General features: G+C 43.3%; 25 protein-coding genes. 15 read left to right on the top strand and 10 right to left on the bottom strand.

The window, feature by feature from the left end:
- Positions 1-65: 65 nt before the first annotated feature.
- A complete protein-coding gene (locus VFC49_RS05685) occupies positions 66-473 on the top strand; it encodes an RNA-binding domain-containing protein (protein WP_324736652.1) in 408 nt (135 codons plus the stop codon).
- 13 nt (positions 474-486) lie between these two features.
- Here VFC49_RS05685 and VFC49_RS05680 read toward each other — a convergent pair whose 3' ends face one another.
- From VFC49_RS05680 to VFC49_RS05635, 10 genes are all read right to left on the bottom strand, one after another.
- A complete protein-coding gene (locus tag VFC49_RS05680; protein ID WP_324736537.1) occupies positions 487-1,776 on the bottom strand; it encodes an ABC transporter permease in 1,290 nt (429 codons plus the stop codon).
- Positions 1,773-2,504, bottom strand: a complete 732-nt coding sequence (locus VFC49_RS05675) for an ABC transporter ATP-binding protein (RefSeq protein WP_324736536.1) — start codon at positions 2,502-2,504, stop codon at positions 1,773-1,775. The genes VFC49_RS05680 and VFC49_RS05675 overlap by 4 nt, the downstream gene beginning before the upstream one ends.
- A complete protein-coding gene (locus VFC49_RS05670; RefSeq protein ID WP_324736535.1) occupies positions 2,485-2,667 on the bottom strand; it encodes a hypothetical protein in 183 nt (60 codons plus the stop codon). Before VFC49_RS05670 ends, VFC49_RS05675 begins: the two co-directional genes overlap by 20 nt.
- A gap of 1 nt (position 2,668) precedes the next feature.
- Positions 2,669-2,866 (bottom strand): helix-turn-helix transcriptional regulator, encoded by a 198-nt coding sequence (locus VFC49_RS05665; protein ID WP_042681714.1) that lies wholly within the window; start codon positions 2,864-2,866, stop codon positions 2,669-2,671.
- 1 nt (position 2,867) lies between these two features.
- On the bottom strand, positions 2,868-3,338 hold the full coding sequence (locus tag VFC49_RS05660) for a DUF2178 domain-containing protein (protein ID WP_324736534.1): 471 nt from the start codon (positions 3,336-3,338) through the stop codon (positions 2,868-2,870).
- Positions 3,339-3,614: a hypothetical protein gene (locus tag VFC49_RS05655; RefSeq protein ID WP_324736533.1), complete on the bottom strand. Its 276-nt coding sequence runs from the start codon at positions 3,612-3,614 to the stop codon at positions 3,339-3,341.
- An 84-nt stretch (positions 3,615-3,698) separates the two neighbouring features.
- Positions 3,699-3,929 carry a hypothetical protein gene (locus VFC49_RS05650; RefSeq protein ID WP_324736532.1) on the bottom strand — a complete coding sequence of 77 codons (231 nt, stop codon included), beginning with the start codon at positions 3,927-3,929 and terminating at the stop codon, positions 3,699-3,701.
- A 53-nt stretch (positions 3,930-3,982) separates the two neighbouring features.
- Positions 3,983-5,257, bottom strand: coding sequence for a tRNA (N(6)-L-threonylcarbamoyladenosine(37)-C(2))-methylthiotransferase (locus tag VFC49_RS05645; protein ID WP_324736531.1), 1,275 nt, complete (start codon positions 5,255-5,257; stop codon positions 3,983-3,985).
- 55 nt (positions 5,258-5,312) lie between these two features.
- The gene (locus VFC49_RS05640; RefSeq protein WP_324736530.1) at positions 5,313-5,519 is read right to left on the bottom strand and encodes a hypothetical protein; all 207 of its coding nucleotides are present in this window, start codon (positions 5,517-5,519) and stop codon (positions 5,313-5,315) included.
- Positions 5,520-5,609: 90 nt separating this feature from the next.
- The gene (locus VFC49_RS05635; RefSeq protein WP_013467773.1) at positions 5,610-5,837 is read right to left on the bottom strand and encodes a TRAM domain-containing protein; all 228 of its coding nucleotides are present in this window, start codon (positions 5,835-5,837) and stop codon (positions 5,610-5,612) included.
- Positions 5,838-6,205: 368 nt separating this feature from the next.
- Between VFC49_RS05635 and VFC49_RS05630 the strand changes: the two genes are divergently transcribed.
- From VFC49_RS05630 to VFC49_RS05565, 14 genes are read left to right on the top strand one after another with little or no spacing between them, the layout of a single operon-like run.
- Positions 6,206-6,706, top strand: a complete 501-nt coding sequence (locus tag VFC49_RS05630; RefSeq protein WP_324736529.1) for a monovalent cation/H+ antiporter subunit E — start codon at positions 6,206-6,208, stop codon at positions 6,704-6,706.
- Positions 6,703-6,966, top strand: a complete 264-nt coding sequence (locus VFC49_RS05625) for a cation:proton antiporter (protein WP_013467770.1) — start codon at positions 6,703-6,705, stop codon at positions 6,964-6,966. The genes VFC49_RS05630 and VFC49_RS05625 overlap by 4 nt, the downstream gene beginning before the upstream one ends.
- Positions 6,967-6,971: 5 nt before the next feature.
- Entirely contained in the window at positions 6,972-7,346 is a 375-nt protein-coding gene (mnhG, locus tag VFC49_RS05620; protein ID WP_148221122.1) for a monovalent cation/H(+) antiporter subunit G, read from the top strand.
- On the top strand, positions 7,343-7,609 hold the full coding sequence (locus VFC49_RS05615; protein WP_042681650.1) for a DUF4040 domain-containing protein: 267 nt from the start codon (positions 7,343-7,345) through the stop codon (positions 7,607-7,609). The genes mnhG and VFC49_RS05615 overlap by 4 nt, the downstream gene beginning before the upstream one ends.
- Positions 7,606-7,908, top strand: a complete 303-nt coding sequence (mbhE, locus tag VFC49_RS05610) for a hydrogen gas-evolving membrane-bound hydrogenase subunit E (protein WP_013467767.1) — start codon at positions 7,606-7,608, stop codon at positions 7,906-7,908. The genes VFC49_RS05615 and mbhE overlap by 4 nt, the downstream gene beginning before the upstream one ends.
- Positions 7,898-8,344: a Na(+)/H(+) antiporter subunit B gene (locus tag VFC49_RS05605; protein ID WP_324736651.1), complete on the top strand. Its 447-nt coding sequence runs from the start codon at positions 7,898-7,900 to the stop codon at positions 8,342-8,344. The genes mbhE and VFC49_RS05605 overlap by 11 nt, the downstream gene beginning before the upstream one ends.
- Positions 8,341-8,703: an NADH-quinone oxidoreductase subunit K gene (locus tag VFC49_RS05600; protein WP_324736528.1), complete on the top strand. Its 363-nt coding sequence runs from the start codon at positions 8,341-8,343 to the stop codon at positions 8,701-8,703. Before VFC49_RS05605 ends, VFC49_RS05600 begins: the two co-directional genes overlap by 4 nt.
- Positions 8,700-10,235 carry a proton-conducting transporter membrane subunit gene (locus VFC49_RS05595; RefSeq protein ID WP_324736527.1) on the top strand — a complete coding sequence of 512 codons (1,536 nt, stop codon included), beginning with the start codon at positions 8,700-8,702 and terminating at the stop codon, positions 10,233-10,235. Before VFC49_RS05600 ends, VFC49_RS05595 begins: the two co-directional genes overlap by 4 nt.
- A gap of 3 nt (positions 10,236-10,238) precedes the next feature.
- A complete protein-coding gene (locus VFC49_RS05590; RefSeq protein WP_324736526.1) occupies positions 10,239-10,586 on the top strand; it encodes a hydrogenase in 348 nt (115 codons plus the stop codon).
- Positions 10,587-10,636: 50 nt separating this feature from the next.
- Positions 10,637-11,092: an NADH-quinone oxidoreductase subunit B family protein gene (locus VFC49_RS05585; protein WP_324736650.1), complete on the top strand. Its 456-nt coding sequence runs from the start codon at positions 10,637-10,639 to the stop codon at positions 11,090-11,092.
- A complete protein-coding gene (locus VFC49_RS05580; protein ID WP_324736525.1) occupies positions 11,089-11,607 on the top strand; it encodes an NADH-quinone oxidoreductase subunit C in 519 nt (172 codons plus the stop codon). The genes VFC49_RS05585 and VFC49_RS05580 overlap by 4 nt, the downstream gene beginning before the upstream one ends.
- The gene (locus VFC49_RS05575; protein ID WP_324736524.1) at positions 11,604-12,890 is read left to right on the top strand and encodes a nickel-dependent hydrogenase large subunit; all 1,287 of its coding nucleotides are present in this window, start codon (positions 11,604-11,606) and stop codon (positions 12,888-12,890) included. The genes VFC49_RS05580 and VFC49_RS05575 overlap by 4 nt, the downstream gene beginning before the upstream one ends.
- On the top strand, positions 12,887-13,876 hold the full coding sequence (locus VFC49_RS05570; RefSeq protein ID WP_324736523.1) for a respiratory chain complex I subunit 1 family protein: 990 nt from the start codon (positions 12,887-12,889) through the stop codon (positions 13,874-13,876). Before VFC49_RS05575 ends, VFC49_RS05570 begins: the two co-directional genes overlap by 4 nt.
- A complete protein-coding gene (locus VFC49_RS05565) occupies positions 13,873-14,445 on the top strand; it encodes a 4Fe-4S binding protein (protein ID WP_324736522.1) in 573 nt (190 codons plus the stop codon). Before VFC49_RS05570 ends, VFC49_RS05565 begins: the two co-directional genes overlap by 4 nt.
- Positions 14,446-14,479 lie beyond the last annotated feature (34 nt).

Below are 14,479 nucleotides of genomic sequence, written 5' to 3'. Positions count from 1 at the left end.
TAAACTTATAAACGTTGCCCAAAACTTTAAAACCGCCATGGAGGAGAGCAGCAATGGTGAGAGAGATGTTTGAAGAAGTTGAAGTTGAAGCTTATGTTTATCCCACTGAGGACATTGAGAAGGTAAAGAAGGCCATGCTTAATTTAGTCCCGGGTTTGGAGTTTGAAGCGTTTGATAAAGGAGATTACATAATCTTAGTTGGAAAAACAAAGAACAAAAAAGCCTTACAAAGGCTGTATGAGCTTTTTAGAGGGCAGGCTATTCTCGACACGGCAAGGGCCTTTCTTGAGGATGGCTACTTTGGTGAAGAAATTATAATCAAAGTCCACAAGCAGGTGGCTTATGCTGGAAAGGTGAACTTCAATGAGGAATCCCCTCTGGGACCAATAACAATTACAATAAGAACCAAGGATCCCCAAAGGCTTATGAAATGGCTGGCTCCAAGAACGAAGGATGGAGTTCCGATAGAGTGAAAAGAAGAAAAAGCTACTCAGTTCTTTTCCTCTTCCCCCACTTCAGCTTTGCCGTAAGCACCTTTTCCGTTGAGAAGAACTTTGCAGTTATGTAGAGCATTGCCCCGCTGATGAAGAGAAGATAAGCTATTCCAGCGTAAACTATGCCGTACTGCTTCAAAAGAACTGCCCTTGAAGCTATCACCGGATGGCTGAATGGAATTGCATAGAGGAAGTATTTAACTGCCGGTGGGAGGGTTGAAACATCTTTGAACATTAGAATCCAGATTGAGAAGAGGAGAGGCATCATAATCATGCTGACCATCGTGCTTGCGCTTCTTATGTCTTCTGCAAACACCGAGATGAGCATTGCCAAGCTTAAGGCGAAAACTATGCTCAGGAACAGCGAAATCCCGAAGAGCAGAGCTCCTTTGGGCGTCATCTCAAGTCCAAGGTCTTTCAGGGTAATCCCGATTTGAGCCATGTTTTCGGGAGTAAATGAGCTTATGTAGTATTTCAGACCAATCATGTAAGCAATTGACGCAACAAGGGCTATTATTGCTGTTCCCACCATTTTACCGGTTATTATCGTTACCCTTCTAACTGGGAGGGTTAGAAGAGTTTCAAGTGTCTTGTTCTCTTTTTCGGCTGCCATTGTTGTTGCTGCCATCTGTGAGACATAGCTTATCATTATGAAGAGCACCAGCGGAATGGAGAATGCCTGAGAGTAAATTATTCCAGAGACGATTGAGGGAGGGACATTTACAATTCTCCCTTGAATCACTGAGTAGCTTTTTGCGTCTATTGGATGTAAAATTGCTTCTGGATTACCTTTCTCCACCTCACTTATCTTCAGCTTTGCCAGCTCTTCGTTAAGGACTTGTAGAACAGCGTTAATTCTTCCTTCACTTACGCTCTCTTTGATTCCAGCACTTATCCCTTTGAATACAGCGTAAACCTCAACATACGTCTTTTGGTTTGCTTCAATGTTTTTGGAGAAATCCTTTGGAATTATTACGACGACATTATATCCCTCTGCCTGGGCCTTCTGAATTGCTTCTTGCACTGTTTGGGCATCAATGAGCGTTACGGTAACGTTTGGAGCTGCCTTTAAAGCACTGATCAACACATTGCCGTATTTTCCTTCATCAAAGTTGACGAGGATGACTTTGGTCTCTTCTTTTGCTTCGCTCATTCCAAAGCTTATCATTTTTCCTAAAGCTGGGAAGAGGATGAGCGGTACGATTATCATTCCGACTATAATTTGTTTGTTCCTCATTAAGTCTTTAAGCTCCTTCATGACCATTACAAAAAAGTCGCTCATAATTTCACCCCCACGGCTTTCATGAAGACTTCTTCGAGGTTTTCGGCGTTGTACTTCTCTTTCAGCTCTTTGGGAGTGCCAATATCAACGATGACGCCTTTGTTTATCAAAGCCACCTTGTCGCACAGGAATTCAACCTCGAGCATGTTGTGGCTTGAGATGAGAAATGTAACTCCCTCCTCTCTTGCAAATCTTTTGATTGTCTGTCTAATTGCGTAAGCGTTTACTATATCAAGACCGCTTGCAGGCTCGTCAAGAATGGCAAGCTTTGGCATGACCATTAAGGCCCTTGCAAGCAGAAGCTTTCTTGTCATACCTTTTGAATAAGTTGCGACTTTGTCGTGAATTCTTTCCCCAAGTCCCGCTATTTTGACGCCAAACTTCAGCATTTCTTCAACGCTTTTTCCAGTCTTTGCATAAAGCTTTGCCATGAACTCCAAGTATTCGTATCCGGTGAGATTTTTGTATGCCCCAGCTTCCTCTGGGAGATAACTAATGAGCTTTCTGACCTCATCAGCCTCACTCACAACATCATACCCATAAACCTCAGCTCTTCCTCCGGTTGGTATTAGAAGGGTAGCTAAGATCTTGAGGGTTGTTGATTTTCCAGCACCGTTAGGTCCAATCAAGCCAAAAATCTCTCCTTCTTTAATCTCAAAGCTTATCCCTTTTAGAGCTTTAACTTTTCCATAGTCTTTTTCGAGATTTTCAACTTTTACCGCCGCCATTTGCAACCCTCCGATCGTATTCGAGAAGTATAACTCCAAAGGTCGCAAACAGTATTCCAACAATGATCATGGGCTTGAGCTTCCCATAAGCACCAGAAAATGCAAAAAGAAGTCCAACAAACATCGACCACCAAGCCCTTTCTCTGTATTTGCTCCTAAACATCTCAATCACCTTCATAGATGAAGATATCCTCGATTTTAACCCCAAAGAACCTTGCAATCTTGAAGGCTAACCTTAATGAGGGATCGTACTTACCCTTTTCAATCGCTATTATCGTCTGCCTTGTAACCCCCAATATCTTTGCCAGCTCTTCCTGTGTTAGACCTCTCGCTTCTCTAAGCTCTCTTAGCTTGTTTTTCACGTTACATCACCCTGCTGTAATATGCTCTGAACGCCATGTGAAGGAGCATCACAGCTACAAGCAAAGCTTCAGCCAAAATGAAGGCACTCTTAAGCGCTGGATTTCTCTGCTGGACTATTGAGAGATAAATCACAATAAAAGCGAGGGTTATCATGAACACTTGAAGGGTTCTTCTCGCTGAAATCTCCTCAATTCTCAGAGTTCTTTCGTCTTCGAGCACGTAGCCTTTCCTTTTTAGTGAAGCGTAGTATAGGTTAAGCATAATACCGCCGACCAAAAATACGGAGAATGCAAGGGATAAGTTGCCGTTGCTGACAGCATAGCCCATTAGATAACCCATAGTTAATACCACAAGCATTGCGGGGATGAGTGTTTTCTTCTTCTCATCTCCTCTTGAAAGATAGAGCAGAATTAGGGTAGTTATTGTAGCCAGAAAAGCCCAGATAAGGAAATTAACTATCAGCTCGGTCATTCACATCACCTTCAAATAATATACAAACGCCAGAATGTATCCAAGGCTCGCTAATATCACTGCGGTTGCAAATCCCAATACGAACATTTTATCGGTTTTATCAAGATAATCAAGAATTTGCACAAGCAAATTTCCGAGGAGAAGGAAGCTTACTGCCCATACATGGCTTTTTGCGTTTATCATGTTAAATCTCTCATCTTTGTTCTCGAATCTCAGAACTAAATAAACGTAGCCGAATATTGCTACTATCCCCAATATGCCCGCAACTCTCATCATACTACCTCCATGTAAAGTTTCCTTTACGTAAAGTTTACTTTACATCACTTATAAGTTTTGTGCTAATGTTAGACTGCACTTGGATTAGAAGATGCTCTTTACATTCAGGATCTCTATTTTGAAAATTTCGTGAAGCCTGCAGAGCTCAGAAACTAACTTTTTGAAGCTCTCGTAGTCTTCATATTCTATTTCTGCAATGATGTTATATTCACCTCTGACAAGAAAGAGCTCTCTGGAAAAGCTGTGAAGTTTTAAATAATAATTAATCAGCCGTTCACATCCCCTGCAGCTCTGAATAAGTAGTATGCTTTTCATTATTCTTCATCCAAAAGAGACTTTTTCTACAAGGTTAATACGGCTTTCGTATTTCAAAGAAGGGATGTAACAAGACCTCCCATCAGATAAGTTGCAGTTGCCTTCGTAACTTTTACTTTTACGAATTCTCCAATTGGAGCCTCTGGCAGAATTATCTCCTTGTAGTTCATCGTTCTGCCTTCAACTCCTCCTTTCTTCCCTTCCCCGTGTGTTAAAACTAAGAGTTCCCTTCCAACATACTTCTGGTTTATCTCATAGCTTATAGCCAACCTCAAGCGGTGAAGATAGCGGGAGCGCTCCTTAACACGCCAGCCAACTATCTGATTTGGCATTCTTGCCGCTAAAGTTCCGGGTCTTGGAGAGAATCTTGAAACGTTTATCTTATCTGGCTTAACCCTCTTTATGAGCTCAACGGTATTCTGGAAAGCCTCTTCGCTTTCTCCGGGGAACCCAACAATTATATCCGTGTTTAGGTTCAACTCTGGGAACTCTTTCCTAAAAGCCTTGACTATGACCTCAAAGTCTTCAACTGTGTACGTTCTGCCCATTTTCCTTAGAATTTCATTATCTCCACTCTGAACGGGCAAATGCAGGAATTTGTAAATCTTTTCATCTTTGTAGGCATCAATTAGCTCATCAAGGAACTTTATGACATGATTTGGGTTCATCATGCCGACTCTAATTCTAAACTCTCCTTCAATGGATGTTAGCTCGTCTAAAAGCTCAGCTAAGTTTGTTCCGATATCAAAACCATAGCAGCCAGTATCTTCGCTTGAAAGCTGTATTTCTTTGTATCCTTTAGCCAATGCCTCTTTAACCCATCTGACAATTTTTTCTGGGGAGTAACTCTTCAGAACTCCCCTTGCAAAGCGTGTTGCACAGTATGTGCATGCATTTAAGCAGCCCTCACTGATCGGCACAACAAAGACTACTTTGCTCTTCCACATCCTGGGAAGTTCAAGCTTGTCTATCTTCCTCTGATCCACATCAATGAGCTTTACCCCTCTTTCTGCCAGCTCAATAGCTTCGGTAATTCTGCTTATGCTCTTAACGCCTAAGATTGCTGATACTCTTTCATCTATTGCCTCAATGTTAATATGGGGCAAACAACCGGTAACAATAACCTTTTTGCCAGCATCAAGGAGCTCTTTAATTCTCTTTCTCATGTGATTTTCTGTTGGGTCTTTCACAGCACAGGTGTTCACGATTACATAGTCTGCGCTATCCAAATCAACTATTTTATAACCCGCATTAACCAAGAGGGCTTCCATGATTTCTGCATCCGCTTTATTCCTCGTGCATCCATAAGTTTCAATGTGAACTCTCATCGCAAATTGCTAAGCTTAGCGCTTTAAAAACTTAATTGGCTGAATGTGTGAAGTGTTATATCTTTCTTGTTTTATCCTTCAAAAACAGGAAAAAGCCAATCACAATGAGCATGCCAAAGGCGATAATGATAGCTAGTAATGGACTTCCTGTAAGTCTGTAAATGCCTATTACTAGGAACCTAATCATCAAAACAGTAACAAATATCGCAAGGATAAAAATCAAGGTGCTAAATTCATCAAGAATAAGCTTTAATCTTCTCATGAGTGAAATTTCTCATTCAATCTTATAAGTTTTTCAATTTCAAAACAAAAGAAAAGTTTGAAGTCCAAAAATTGGACTATGAATGTGAAGTCAAATAACTTCTCCAAAAGCGAACTTTCTCTTGACAGAGTTGATTACAATCTCAACTTCCTGACCGACTTTGGTGTTTGGAACAAACACTACAAAGCCCTTAATCCTGGCTATACCGTCTCCGCCTTTTCCTATACTTTCGATTTTAACAGTGTATCTTTCTCCAACCTTAACTGGAGCTACTCCGCCAAATCTGTCTCTATTTCCACCAAATCTATCTCCATACATTTCCAATATCTCCTTTCAAATATTTCAACGCTCATTAGAAGAGCGTCACTTTCACTATGCTTCACGGTTTATAAATGTTTGCATTTTACCCCATCTATTGTGCTGAGAGGGGTCCGATTATGTCAAAAGTATACATTGGAAATTTTGGAACTATCTAAAAGCAAGCATTAACAAATTTGTATACATTCGTCCCTTGGTTTTTACAAACTTTTTGTTGAGAATCTTTTGTTTAAAAAGAGCCGTTTTATACCTCCATTGTGAATTTAGGACTTTCCAAAACCCTTTTAAAAGTAATAAACGAAACATATATTGAGATTTAGTGAAAACTAAGTATTGAACGTTGCAAATCAAGAGATGAGGTGAGAAAAATGAGTTTCATTGCTGCATTTGTATGGTCATTCATGCTCTGGTTGGTACTTACAGCAGGTACCAAAGGAATGTTGTGGAGCCCAGAAGAAGTTGTTGCAGGTATAATGTTCTCTGCAATAGTGGGCTATTCAACAAAAAACATCATAGGCGAAAAAACTGCAAGGTTTTTAAATCCGATAAGGTGGCTTGAGTTTATTGTTTACTCAATTGGGCCCCTTTTCTGGGGAATGGTCAAAGCAAACTTTGATGTTGCTTATAGGGTGATAACAGGGAAGATAAGGCCAGGAATAGTTAGGGTTCCTGTTGAGCTTGAAAATGATGTCCAATACACCATTCTAAGCAACTCAATAACCCTAACCCCAGGAACGCTCACAATAGATGCCTGTCCGGAAGAAAAAGCCCTCTATGTTCATTGGATTTATGTGAAGGAGGAAGAGCCAAAAAGTTCGGAGCCTGTTTCTGGCTCATTTGAAAAATGGGCGAGGAGGTTGGGGAGATGATTGCACCTGAGTTCTTTTATTCAGCTTTGATAATAATGATTGGTGCATTTCTGTGCGTGCTGAGGGTTCTCTTTGGACCAACTGTTCCTGATAGGGTTGTTGGAGTTGACACACTGAATACGCTGATAGTTGCGGGGATGATTCTCCTTGGTGCAGCATATGACAGGGTAATTTACATTGACATTGCAATTGTCTATGCCTTGCTGAGCTACATTGGGACGCTTGTCATAGCAAAATATCTCCAGGGGGGATTGAAGTGACAACTATCGTTGAGTATATTATCTATGCTTTCCTCGGTATCAACATAACTTTCAACTTGCTCGGTAGCTTTGCCCTTCACAGATTTCCAGACGTTTACACACGCTTGCATGGAGCAACCAAGTGCACAACCTTTGGAACAATCTTTGCTGTTCTTGCTGTAATTGTCCATGCAGTGAATCAGCTCCACATAACTGGAGATCCAAAATACCTTCAGATGGCACTTCACAGCTTGGTTGCATTGATAGCACTGCTGCTTACCAACCCGACGGGTGCCCACGCAATTGCAAAAGCTGCCCATTTGAGCGGTGTAAAGCCTGTGAGAGCTGTTGTTGATGCTTATGAAGTAAAACTCAAGAGGGAGAGGGGTGGAGAAGAATGAACGTTCTCACAGTTGACATGATCATTCAGTTTGGAATTTTGATTGGAATACTTATCGCTGCATATCTCACAATCAGCTTTAGGGATTTGCTTTCAGCGGCTTTGGCTTCAGCAGCAATGAGCCTTCTGCTGAGCTTGGAGTTCTACATGCTCCATGCCCCAGACGTTGCGATAGCCGAGGCAGCGGTTGGTGCAGGGGTTGTTACTGCAATAGTTGTGTATGGAATAGCCAAAACAGAGAGATGGGAGCGTGAGGGACCATGAACAGGACGTTTGGGGCTTTGGCTTTGCTGTTCATCCTTGGTGTGCTCTTGATAGTAGCTAACCCGCAATACGGACTTAAATTTGGTCTTGGCGGTAGCGACTGGCAGAAGTACCGCTACACTGACCAGTATTACATCGAGCATGGCGTTGAGGAAGTTGGTGGAACAAACATTGTAACTGACATAGTGTTTGATTACAGAGGTTACGATACCCTTGGAGAAGCCACCGTTCTCTTTACTGCTATAGCGGGTGCTGTTGCACTGCTCAGACCTTGGAGGAGGGATGAAGATGGAGAATGACATGGGATTAATCGTTAAGACCATGGCGAGAGCTACGATTCCGCTCATTGGGATATTTGGAGCCTATGTTGTATCCCACGGTCACCTCACACCCGGTGGTGGCTTCCAGGGAGGAGCCACGATAGCTGGTGCTGGAATATTGTTCCTCGTTGCATTCGGGTTAAATGAAGCCAAGAAGAGGTACGACAAGAACTTATACTCTGTTCTTGAGGGACTTGGCGGCTTGGCTTTCTTAGGGGCTGCAATGCTTGGGTTAAGCATAGCTTTCTTCTACAACATACTCTGGCGTGATAAGATTGCTTTCGCAGGTCAGCCGGGAACTCTGCTCTCCGCTGGGTTTCTCCCAATAATGAACTTGGCTGTAGGATTAAAGGTCTTTACAGGATTAGTAAGCGCTATGATGGCAATAGCTCTCTTTAGGAGGTGGAAGAAATGATTCCGTTTCAGTTCATAACTGCATTCCTCTTGATCTTCATGGGGATCTATGCATTTCTCTATAAAAGGAATCTTATCAAGCTGATCTTGGCATTGAACATCATTGACTCTGGAATCCACTTACTCCTGATAAGCCTTGGCTACCGTTTGGAGAATGGAGTTCTACCAACTGCGCCAATCTATACCGGTTATGAAACACTAAAAGGCACTCCAATGGTTGGCCCAATTCCTCAAGCTTTAGTGCTTACGAGCATCGTCATTGGGGTCTGTGTCTTAGCTTTGGCGATGGCACTTACGATTAACGCCTACAGGCATTACGGAAGCTTGGACATAAACAAGTTAAGGAGGTTGAGGGGATGAATGTGCTGCCATTCCTAATCATCATCCCCCTCTTCGGGGCATTCTCAATGCCTATAGTCAAGCTTATCGGCGAGAAACTTAGGGACATTTGGGCGGTAATAATCAGTGCAGTAACCTTAGGCGTAGCAGCTGACGTGTTTTACACAATCTGGAAGACAAATCAAATAATCGTGTACACGCTTGGTGCGACAACACCGTTAGGAAAAGGGGTTGGCTTTCCAATCAGAATTGTCTGGGAAGTTGACCTTCTTGGAGCGTTGATAGCAGTAACGATAGCTTTCGTCTCACTGCTGGCGATAATCTATTCACTCGAATACATGAAGCACGACACCGGACTTGATAAGTATTACACATTGATCCTAATCTTGGAACTGGGAATGCTCGGTATAGTCATAACGGGGGATATATTCAACTTCTATGTCTTCCTTGAGATAATGAGCATAGCGAGCTATGCCTTGGTTGCATTCAGAAATGACACATGGGAGGGCATTGAGGCTGGTATTAAGTATATGTTTGTTGGTTCGCTGGCAAGTTCGTTCATTCTCCTGGGAATAGCTCTGCTTTATGGCCAGTATGGTACTTTAACAATGGCTTATCTGAGCCAGTACATCACAAGGGAGCCAACATTTGTAAGCAAAGTTGCATTGGCTTTCATCCTCGGTGGATTGCTCTTCAAGAGCGGTGCGGTTCCGGTGCACATGTGGCTTGCAGATGCTCATCCAGCAGCACCAAGCTCAATCTCGGCAATGCTTTCTGGGCTGGTTATTAAGGCGGGTGGTGTTTACGCGATAGCAAGAATACTATTCAGCATTTACAGCATAAGCCTGAACATCAAAGCTATTGGCTGGATCGTGATATTCTTTGCCTGCTTAACGCTAATAGTTGGAAACGCCATGGCTGTAGTGCAGACTGACATGAAGAGATTGTTTGCATTCTCGAGTGTTGGTCAGATAGGGTACATCCTCCTTGGCATAGGAATCGGCATTGCGGCATACGGAACAAAAGTGGGGGACATAGCACTGGCGGGGGCTATATATCATACGGTGAACCACGCAATTATGAAGGCACTCCTCTTCCTTGTTGCAGGTGCAGTTCTGCATGAGGTGGGTACAAAGAACCTTAATGAGCTCAGCGGATTAGCAAGGAGAATGCCGCTGACAAGCTTTGCCTTTCTGGTTGGTGCTGCGGCTATAATAGGCTTGCCCCCACTAAATGGATTCGCGAGCAAATGGCTCATCTATGAAAGCTCCACTTTGTATAACCCGTTCTTAGCGGCAATAGCAATTCTTGGAACAGCATTCTGTACTGCCGCCTACATTAGGGTGCTCTTCACCTTCTTTGGAAAGGAGAGCGAGAAAGTGAAGGCAGCAAAAGATCCAGGAAGGGCTATGGTGATACCAATGATACTCCTCATCATCGCAATAATCGTCATGGGTCTCTTACCGTGGCAGATAAACGAGAGTGTTATGCTACCAACGGCAAAAATGCTGGAGGAGTCAGGAAAATACGTACTGGCGGTACTGGGGGGATGAAAAATGTTCGGCTATTGGGATGCCCTTTACTTCATTTACGTGTTAATCATTGGTCTGGTCATCAGCTATATCCTCATGAAGTGGGGAGAGAAGGCGAGCATGGGTACAAGAAGGGTTGGAGATGGGACCAAGGTTTACTTAAGCGGTGAGGATGAGGACGAAGTAATTCCACAATTTGAGCACCTTCGCGGATACTTCACAGGAAGACATGTCATGTGGGGACTCATCAGGGGTATCAACAGGATGTTTATCACATTCAGAAGAGAGCACACAGGTTTGCTCACGGATTACGTTGCATATCTGCTCGTGACAGTTGCAATAATACTCGGAGTGCTGATAATATGGGGGTGATGTAGGTGAAAGAAAAAAATAATGCCCGATCACGAGTCAGTGAGAGAGAAATGCTTGAGAAAAGGATTGCAAAGCTTTGTAAATACATCGGAAGGTCACCTTGGGTGTTTCACGTTAACAGCGGCTCATGTAACGGCTGTGACATTGAAATCATAGCAGCACTGACTCCAAGATACGACGCTGAGAGATTCGGGGTAAAGCTTGTTGGGACGCCAAGACATGCCGACATTCTGCTTGTCACAGGCCCAATAACAGACCAGAGCCTTGAGAGGGTTAAGCTGATTTACGAACAGACACCAGATCCAAAGGTGGTAGTTGCTGTTGGAGCATGCCCCACTGGTGGAAGTGTGTTCTACGAAAGTCCATTCACAAATGCCCCACTTGATAAGCACATTCCAGTTGATGTCTTTGTTCCCGGCTGCCCACCAAGGCCAGAAGCAATCCTCTATGGAGTTGTCTTGGGATTAGAGAAGCTGATCAAAAAGATTGAAGGTGAGAAAGAATGACACCTGAAGAATTTGCTGAGAGAATAAAAGCAAGATTTGAAGATGTAGAGGTTAAGATAACTGAAAACAAACTCCCTCATCCGAGAAAGAGAGTTTGGATTGAAGTTGATAGGGAGAGATTTAAAGAGCTCGTCCGGTTCCTTAAAGAAGTTGACCCAGCTGCACAGTTTTCCATTATAATAGCTGAGGATAGAGGGGACAGGCTTACTGCTAAATATCACTGGGAGATGTTCTGGGAGCAGGGAGAAAGTTTGTCTGTAATAGTTGGAACCTCCTGCCCCAAGGATGATCCTGTACTGCCAACGATAACTGATATCTTCCCGAGCTCTCTGCCGTATGAAAGAGAAGTGCAGGAGTTCCTTGGTATCAAATACGAAGGGATTCCAGATCCAAGGAGACTGTTCCTGCCCGATGACTTTCCGGAAGGAATTTATCCGCTTAGGCTTGATGAGACAGGGATTAAACCTGAAATGGTCAAAAATGCGGGACACCCATACAGGAGGGAGTCAAGATGAATGGAAAAATAGAATACTGGGTTAAAATCCCCATAGGTCCTATTCATCCAGCATTGGAAGAACCCGAGAAGTTCATAATCACCCTTGATGGTGAGCGCATCATCAACGTCGATGTCAAGCTTGGTTACAACTTGAGAGGTCTTGAATGGATTGCAATAAGAAGGAACTGGATTCAAGTGCTATATTTAGCCGAGAGGATTTGTGGGATATGTTCCTTTTCACACAACCACACCTATGCAAGAGCCGTTGAAGAAATGGCAGGTATTGAAGTGCCCGAAAGGGCAGAGTACATTAGGGTCATCATCGGAGAGCTTGAGAGAATACACTCCCATCTGCTCAACTTAGGCGTTGTCGCTCATACAATAGGCTATGACACGGTTCTCCACCTGAGCTGGCTGGCAAGAGAAAGGGTCATGGACATCCTTGAGGATATTGGAGGCAATAGGGTTAACTATGCTGGCAACATGATCGGTGGTGTTAGGAGGGATATAAAAGATAGACATAAGAGGGCGATACTTGACATGATCCAATATTACCGCCAAGAGGTCATGCCAAAGGTTGAGGAGATATTCCTCTATGATCCAACCGTTGAGGCACGTTTGAGGGATTCGGGGGTTATTCCAAAGAGGATAGCAATTGAATACAGTGCTCAAGGTCCAACAGCAAGAGGAAGCGGCATTAAGAAGGATGTTCGCTACAATGAAAAGCTTGGAGTTTATCCAGATTTGGGAGTTAAACCAGTGACGCCAAAGGAGTTCACAGGTGTGGTCAAGGGCGATGTTTTTGACAGAATGGTTGTTAGGGTTGGAGAAATCTGGAACAGCATGGAGATAATCGAAAGAGCGTTGGATCAAATGCCAGAGGGGAAAATCAAGGCATTTCCAAAGGACAATCTAATTCTTGTTAAGCTCAAGAAAGCGGAAGGCGAAGGAATTGGACGGTATGAAGCACCAAGGGGCGAGCTGATCCACTATGTAAGGGCTGAGAAAGGAAAAGATGGTCCAGCAAAGTGGAAGATGAGGGAACCAACGTTTCCAAACTTGTTTGCAGTTGCAAGGGCCCTGGTTGGTGAGCAGTTAGCTGATGTTCCGGTCGCTATAGCCTCAATTGATCCGTGTTTGAGCTGTACAGATAGAGTTGCTGTAATTGACGCAAATACAGGAAAAAGAAGAATCTTAACTGAAGTTGATCTGCTCAAAGAATCGATAAAGAAAACCAAGGAGATCAATCCAAACATCAAGGCGAGACCCGAGAGGATTGGGATAGGGAGGTGCATGCTATGAACCTTCTATATGCTACCCTTGGTTTAATTGCCCTCTACATTTATGTTTCATTTGCTTCACTCCTATGGGAAGGAATTGACAGGAAGTTAGTCGCAAGAATGCAACGCAGAGTAGGCCCTCCTTTGCTCCAGCCGTTCTATGACTTCCTGAAGCTTATGAGCAAAGAGTCAATAATACCGAAGCATGCAAATAAGTTCTATGAGCTGGCACCAGTTTTGGCTTTAGCTGTATCAATAGCTTTGTTGGCTTACACTCCAATGGGCTTTGCACCTCTCTTTGCCACGAAAGGTGACGTGATTGTGTTCATTTATCTGCTGACTCTTATTGGTTTCATTAGAGTTTTAGGTGCAATAAGCTCTGGCTCACCTTACGCTCAGATAGGTGCCCAGAGAGAAATGATAATCTTGGTCTCAAGAGAAGTTCCAATGATGCTTGCACTCTTCACAATCCTTTGGAGACTGAACAACATTGGCGTTGAAAAGCCCTTCAGCTTGGCAGCATTCTATCAGCGTAACATATGGGAGCTTGGAACACCCCTGGCACTAATCGGCACATTCATTCTCCTTGTGGTGTTTTTGGCATGGCTGGCAAGTGAAATCGAGGTCGGATTCTTTGACATCCCAGAGGCTGAGACTGAAGTCGCTGAAGGTCCTATGGCAGAGTACAGCGGAAGACATCTTGCATTATTTGAACTCAGCAATGCCATAAAGATGTTTGTGAGTGCAAGCTTAGTGGTTGCAATATTCTTCCCATGGGGCATAAGTGCTTACGTTGGACTTAACGGAATACTGGCTCTCGTTGTTGATGTGCTCTTCCACACAATCAAGGTCTTTGCAGTGCTTTTTGTCAGCATGAGCATCTTTAGGGCGATAACGGGAAGACTCAGAATAACACAAGCGGTTCAGGTGTTCTGGCTGAGGCTTTTCCCTGCTGCAATAATCGGCTCCTTAATCCTTGCCATTGATCTGCTGGGGGTGATAGCATGAAGATACCTCCAACACTCTCTACTGTGCTTTCAAATCTTTTCAAGAAGCCAGCAACAAATATGTTTCCAAAAACTGAGCCAGTTCCAACTCCAGAAGGATTCAGAGGAAAACTTGTGTATGATGTTGACAAGTGTATCGGTTGCAGACTTTGTGTAACGGTTTGTCCTGCTGGTGTAATAGAGTTTGTGCCGGAAATTAAAAAAGTAACTTTCTGGCTCGGCAGATGTGTGTTCTGTGCCCAGTGTGTGGATGTATGTCCAGTAAATGCTTTAGAAATGAGCAAAGAATTCCTCCTTGCTACTTATGATAAATATGACGACAACTTAAGGTGGCTCAAAAATGAAGAAATCGAACAGATGATAGAGGCTCAAAATAGCAAAAAAGTTAAGAAATACCGCATAATCCCGGATAAATGTAAGGGATGTACCTTATGTGCAAGAAACTGTCCTCAGAACGCTATAACGGGGGCTCCAGGAAAAGTGCATAAAATCGATCCAAACAAGTGTGTTGGCTGTGGCATATGTGCAAGCGTCTGTAGATTTGGTGCAATTGAAGAATATGAAGAATAGTGTTATCTTTTCTTTAATTTTTCTTATTTGATGC

It is taken from the genome of Thermococcus sp. SY098, from assembly GCF_035621495.1.
In the GTDB taxonomy this organism is placed as follows: domain Archaea; phylum Methanobacteriota_B; class Thermococci; order Thermococcales; family Thermococcaceae; genus Thermococcus_B.
Note: the sequence above shows the minus strand (reverse complement) of the source record. Positions and strands in the feature narration are given on the sequence as shown.

Coding starts and splice junctions, on each gene's coding strand:
- VFC49_RS05685 (WP_324736652.1), top strand. CDS start 66: ATGTTTGAAGAAGTTGAAGTTGAAGCTTATGTTTATCCCACTGAGGAC.
- VFC49_RS05680 (WP_324736537.1), bottom strand. CDS start 1,776: ATGAGCGACTTTTTTGTAATGGTCATGAAGGAGCTTAAAGACTTAATG.
- VFC49_RS05675 (WP_324736536.1), bottom strand. CDS start 2,504: ATGGCGGCGGTAAAAGTTGAAAATCTCGAAAAAGACTATGGAAAAGTT.
- VFC49_RS05670 (WP_324736535.1), bottom strand. CDS start 2,667: ATGTTTAGGAGCAAATACAGAGAAAGGGCTTGGTGGTCGATGTTTGTT.
- VFC49_RS05660 (WP_324736534.1), bottom strand. CDS start 3,338: ATGACCGAGCTGATAGTTAATTTCCTTATCTGGGCTTTTCTGGCTACA.
- VFC49_RS05655 (WP_324736533.1), bottom strand. CDS start 3,614: ATGATGAGAGTTGCGGGCATATTGGGGATAGTAGCAATATTCGGCTAC.
- VFC49_RS05650 (WP_324736532.1), bottom strand. CDS start 3,929: ATGAAAAGCATACTACTTATTCAGAGCTGCAGGGGATGTGAACGGCTG.
- VFC49_RS05645 (WP_324736531.1), bottom strand. CDS start 5,257: ATGAGAGTTCACATTGAAACTTATGGATGCACGAGGAATAAAGCGGAT.
- VFC49_RS05640 (WP_324736530.1), bottom strand. CDS start 5,519: ATGAGAAGATTAAAGCTTATTCTTGATGAATTTAGCACCTTGATTTTT.
- VFC49_RS05635 (WP_013467773.1), bottom strand. CDS start 5,837: ATGTATGGAGATAGATTTGGTGGAAATAGAGACAGATTTGGCGGAGTA.
- VFC49_RS05630 (WP_324736529.1), top strand. CDS start 6,206: ATGAGTTTCATTGCTGCATTTGTATGGTCATTCATGCTCTGGTTGGTA.
- VFC49_RS05625 (WP_013467770.1), top strand. CDS start 6,703: ATGATTGCACCTGAGTTCTTTTATTCAGCTTTGATAATAATGATTGGT.
- VFC49_RS05615 (WP_042681650.1), top strand. CDS start 7,343: ATGAACGTTCTCACAGTTGACATGATCATTCAGTTTGGAATTTTGATT.
- mbhE (WP_013467767.1), top strand. CDS start 7,606: ATGAACAGGACGTTTGGGGCTTTGGCTTTGCTGTTCATCCTTGGTGTG.
- VFC49_RS05605 (WP_324736651.1), top strand. CDS start 7,898: ATGGAGAATGACATGGGATTAATCGTTAAGACCATGGCGAGAGCTACG.
- VFC49_RS05600 (WP_324736528.1), top strand. CDS start 8,341: ATGATTCCGTTTCAGTTCATAACTGCATTCCTCTTGATCTTCATGGGG.
- VFC49_RS05595 (WP_324736527.1), top strand. CDS start 8,700: ATGAATGTGCTGCCATTCCTAATCATCATCCCCCTCTTCGGGGCATTC.
- VFC49_RS05590 (WP_324736526.1), top strand. CDS start 10,239: ATGTTCGGCTATTGGGATGCCCTTTACTTCATTTACGTGTTAATCATT.
- VFC49_RS05585 (WP_324736650.1), top strand. CDS start 10,637: ATGCTTGAGAAAAGGATTGCAAAGCTTTGTAAATACATCGGAAGGTCA.
- VFC49_RS05580 (WP_324736525.1), top strand. CDS start 11,089: ATGACACCTGAAGAATTTGCTGAGAGAATAAAAGCAAGATTTGAAGAT.
- VFC49_RS05575 (WP_324736524.1), top strand. CDS start 11,604: ATGAATGGAAAAATAGAATACTGGGTTAAAATCCCCATAGGTCCTATT.
- VFC49_RS05570 (WP_324736523.1), top strand. CDS start 12,887: ATGAACCTTCTATATGCTACCCTTGGTTTAATTGCCCTCTACATTTAT.
- VFC49_RS05565 (WP_324736522.1), top strand. CDS start 13,873: ATGAAGATACCTCCAACACTCTCTACTGTGCTTTCAAATCTTTTCAAG.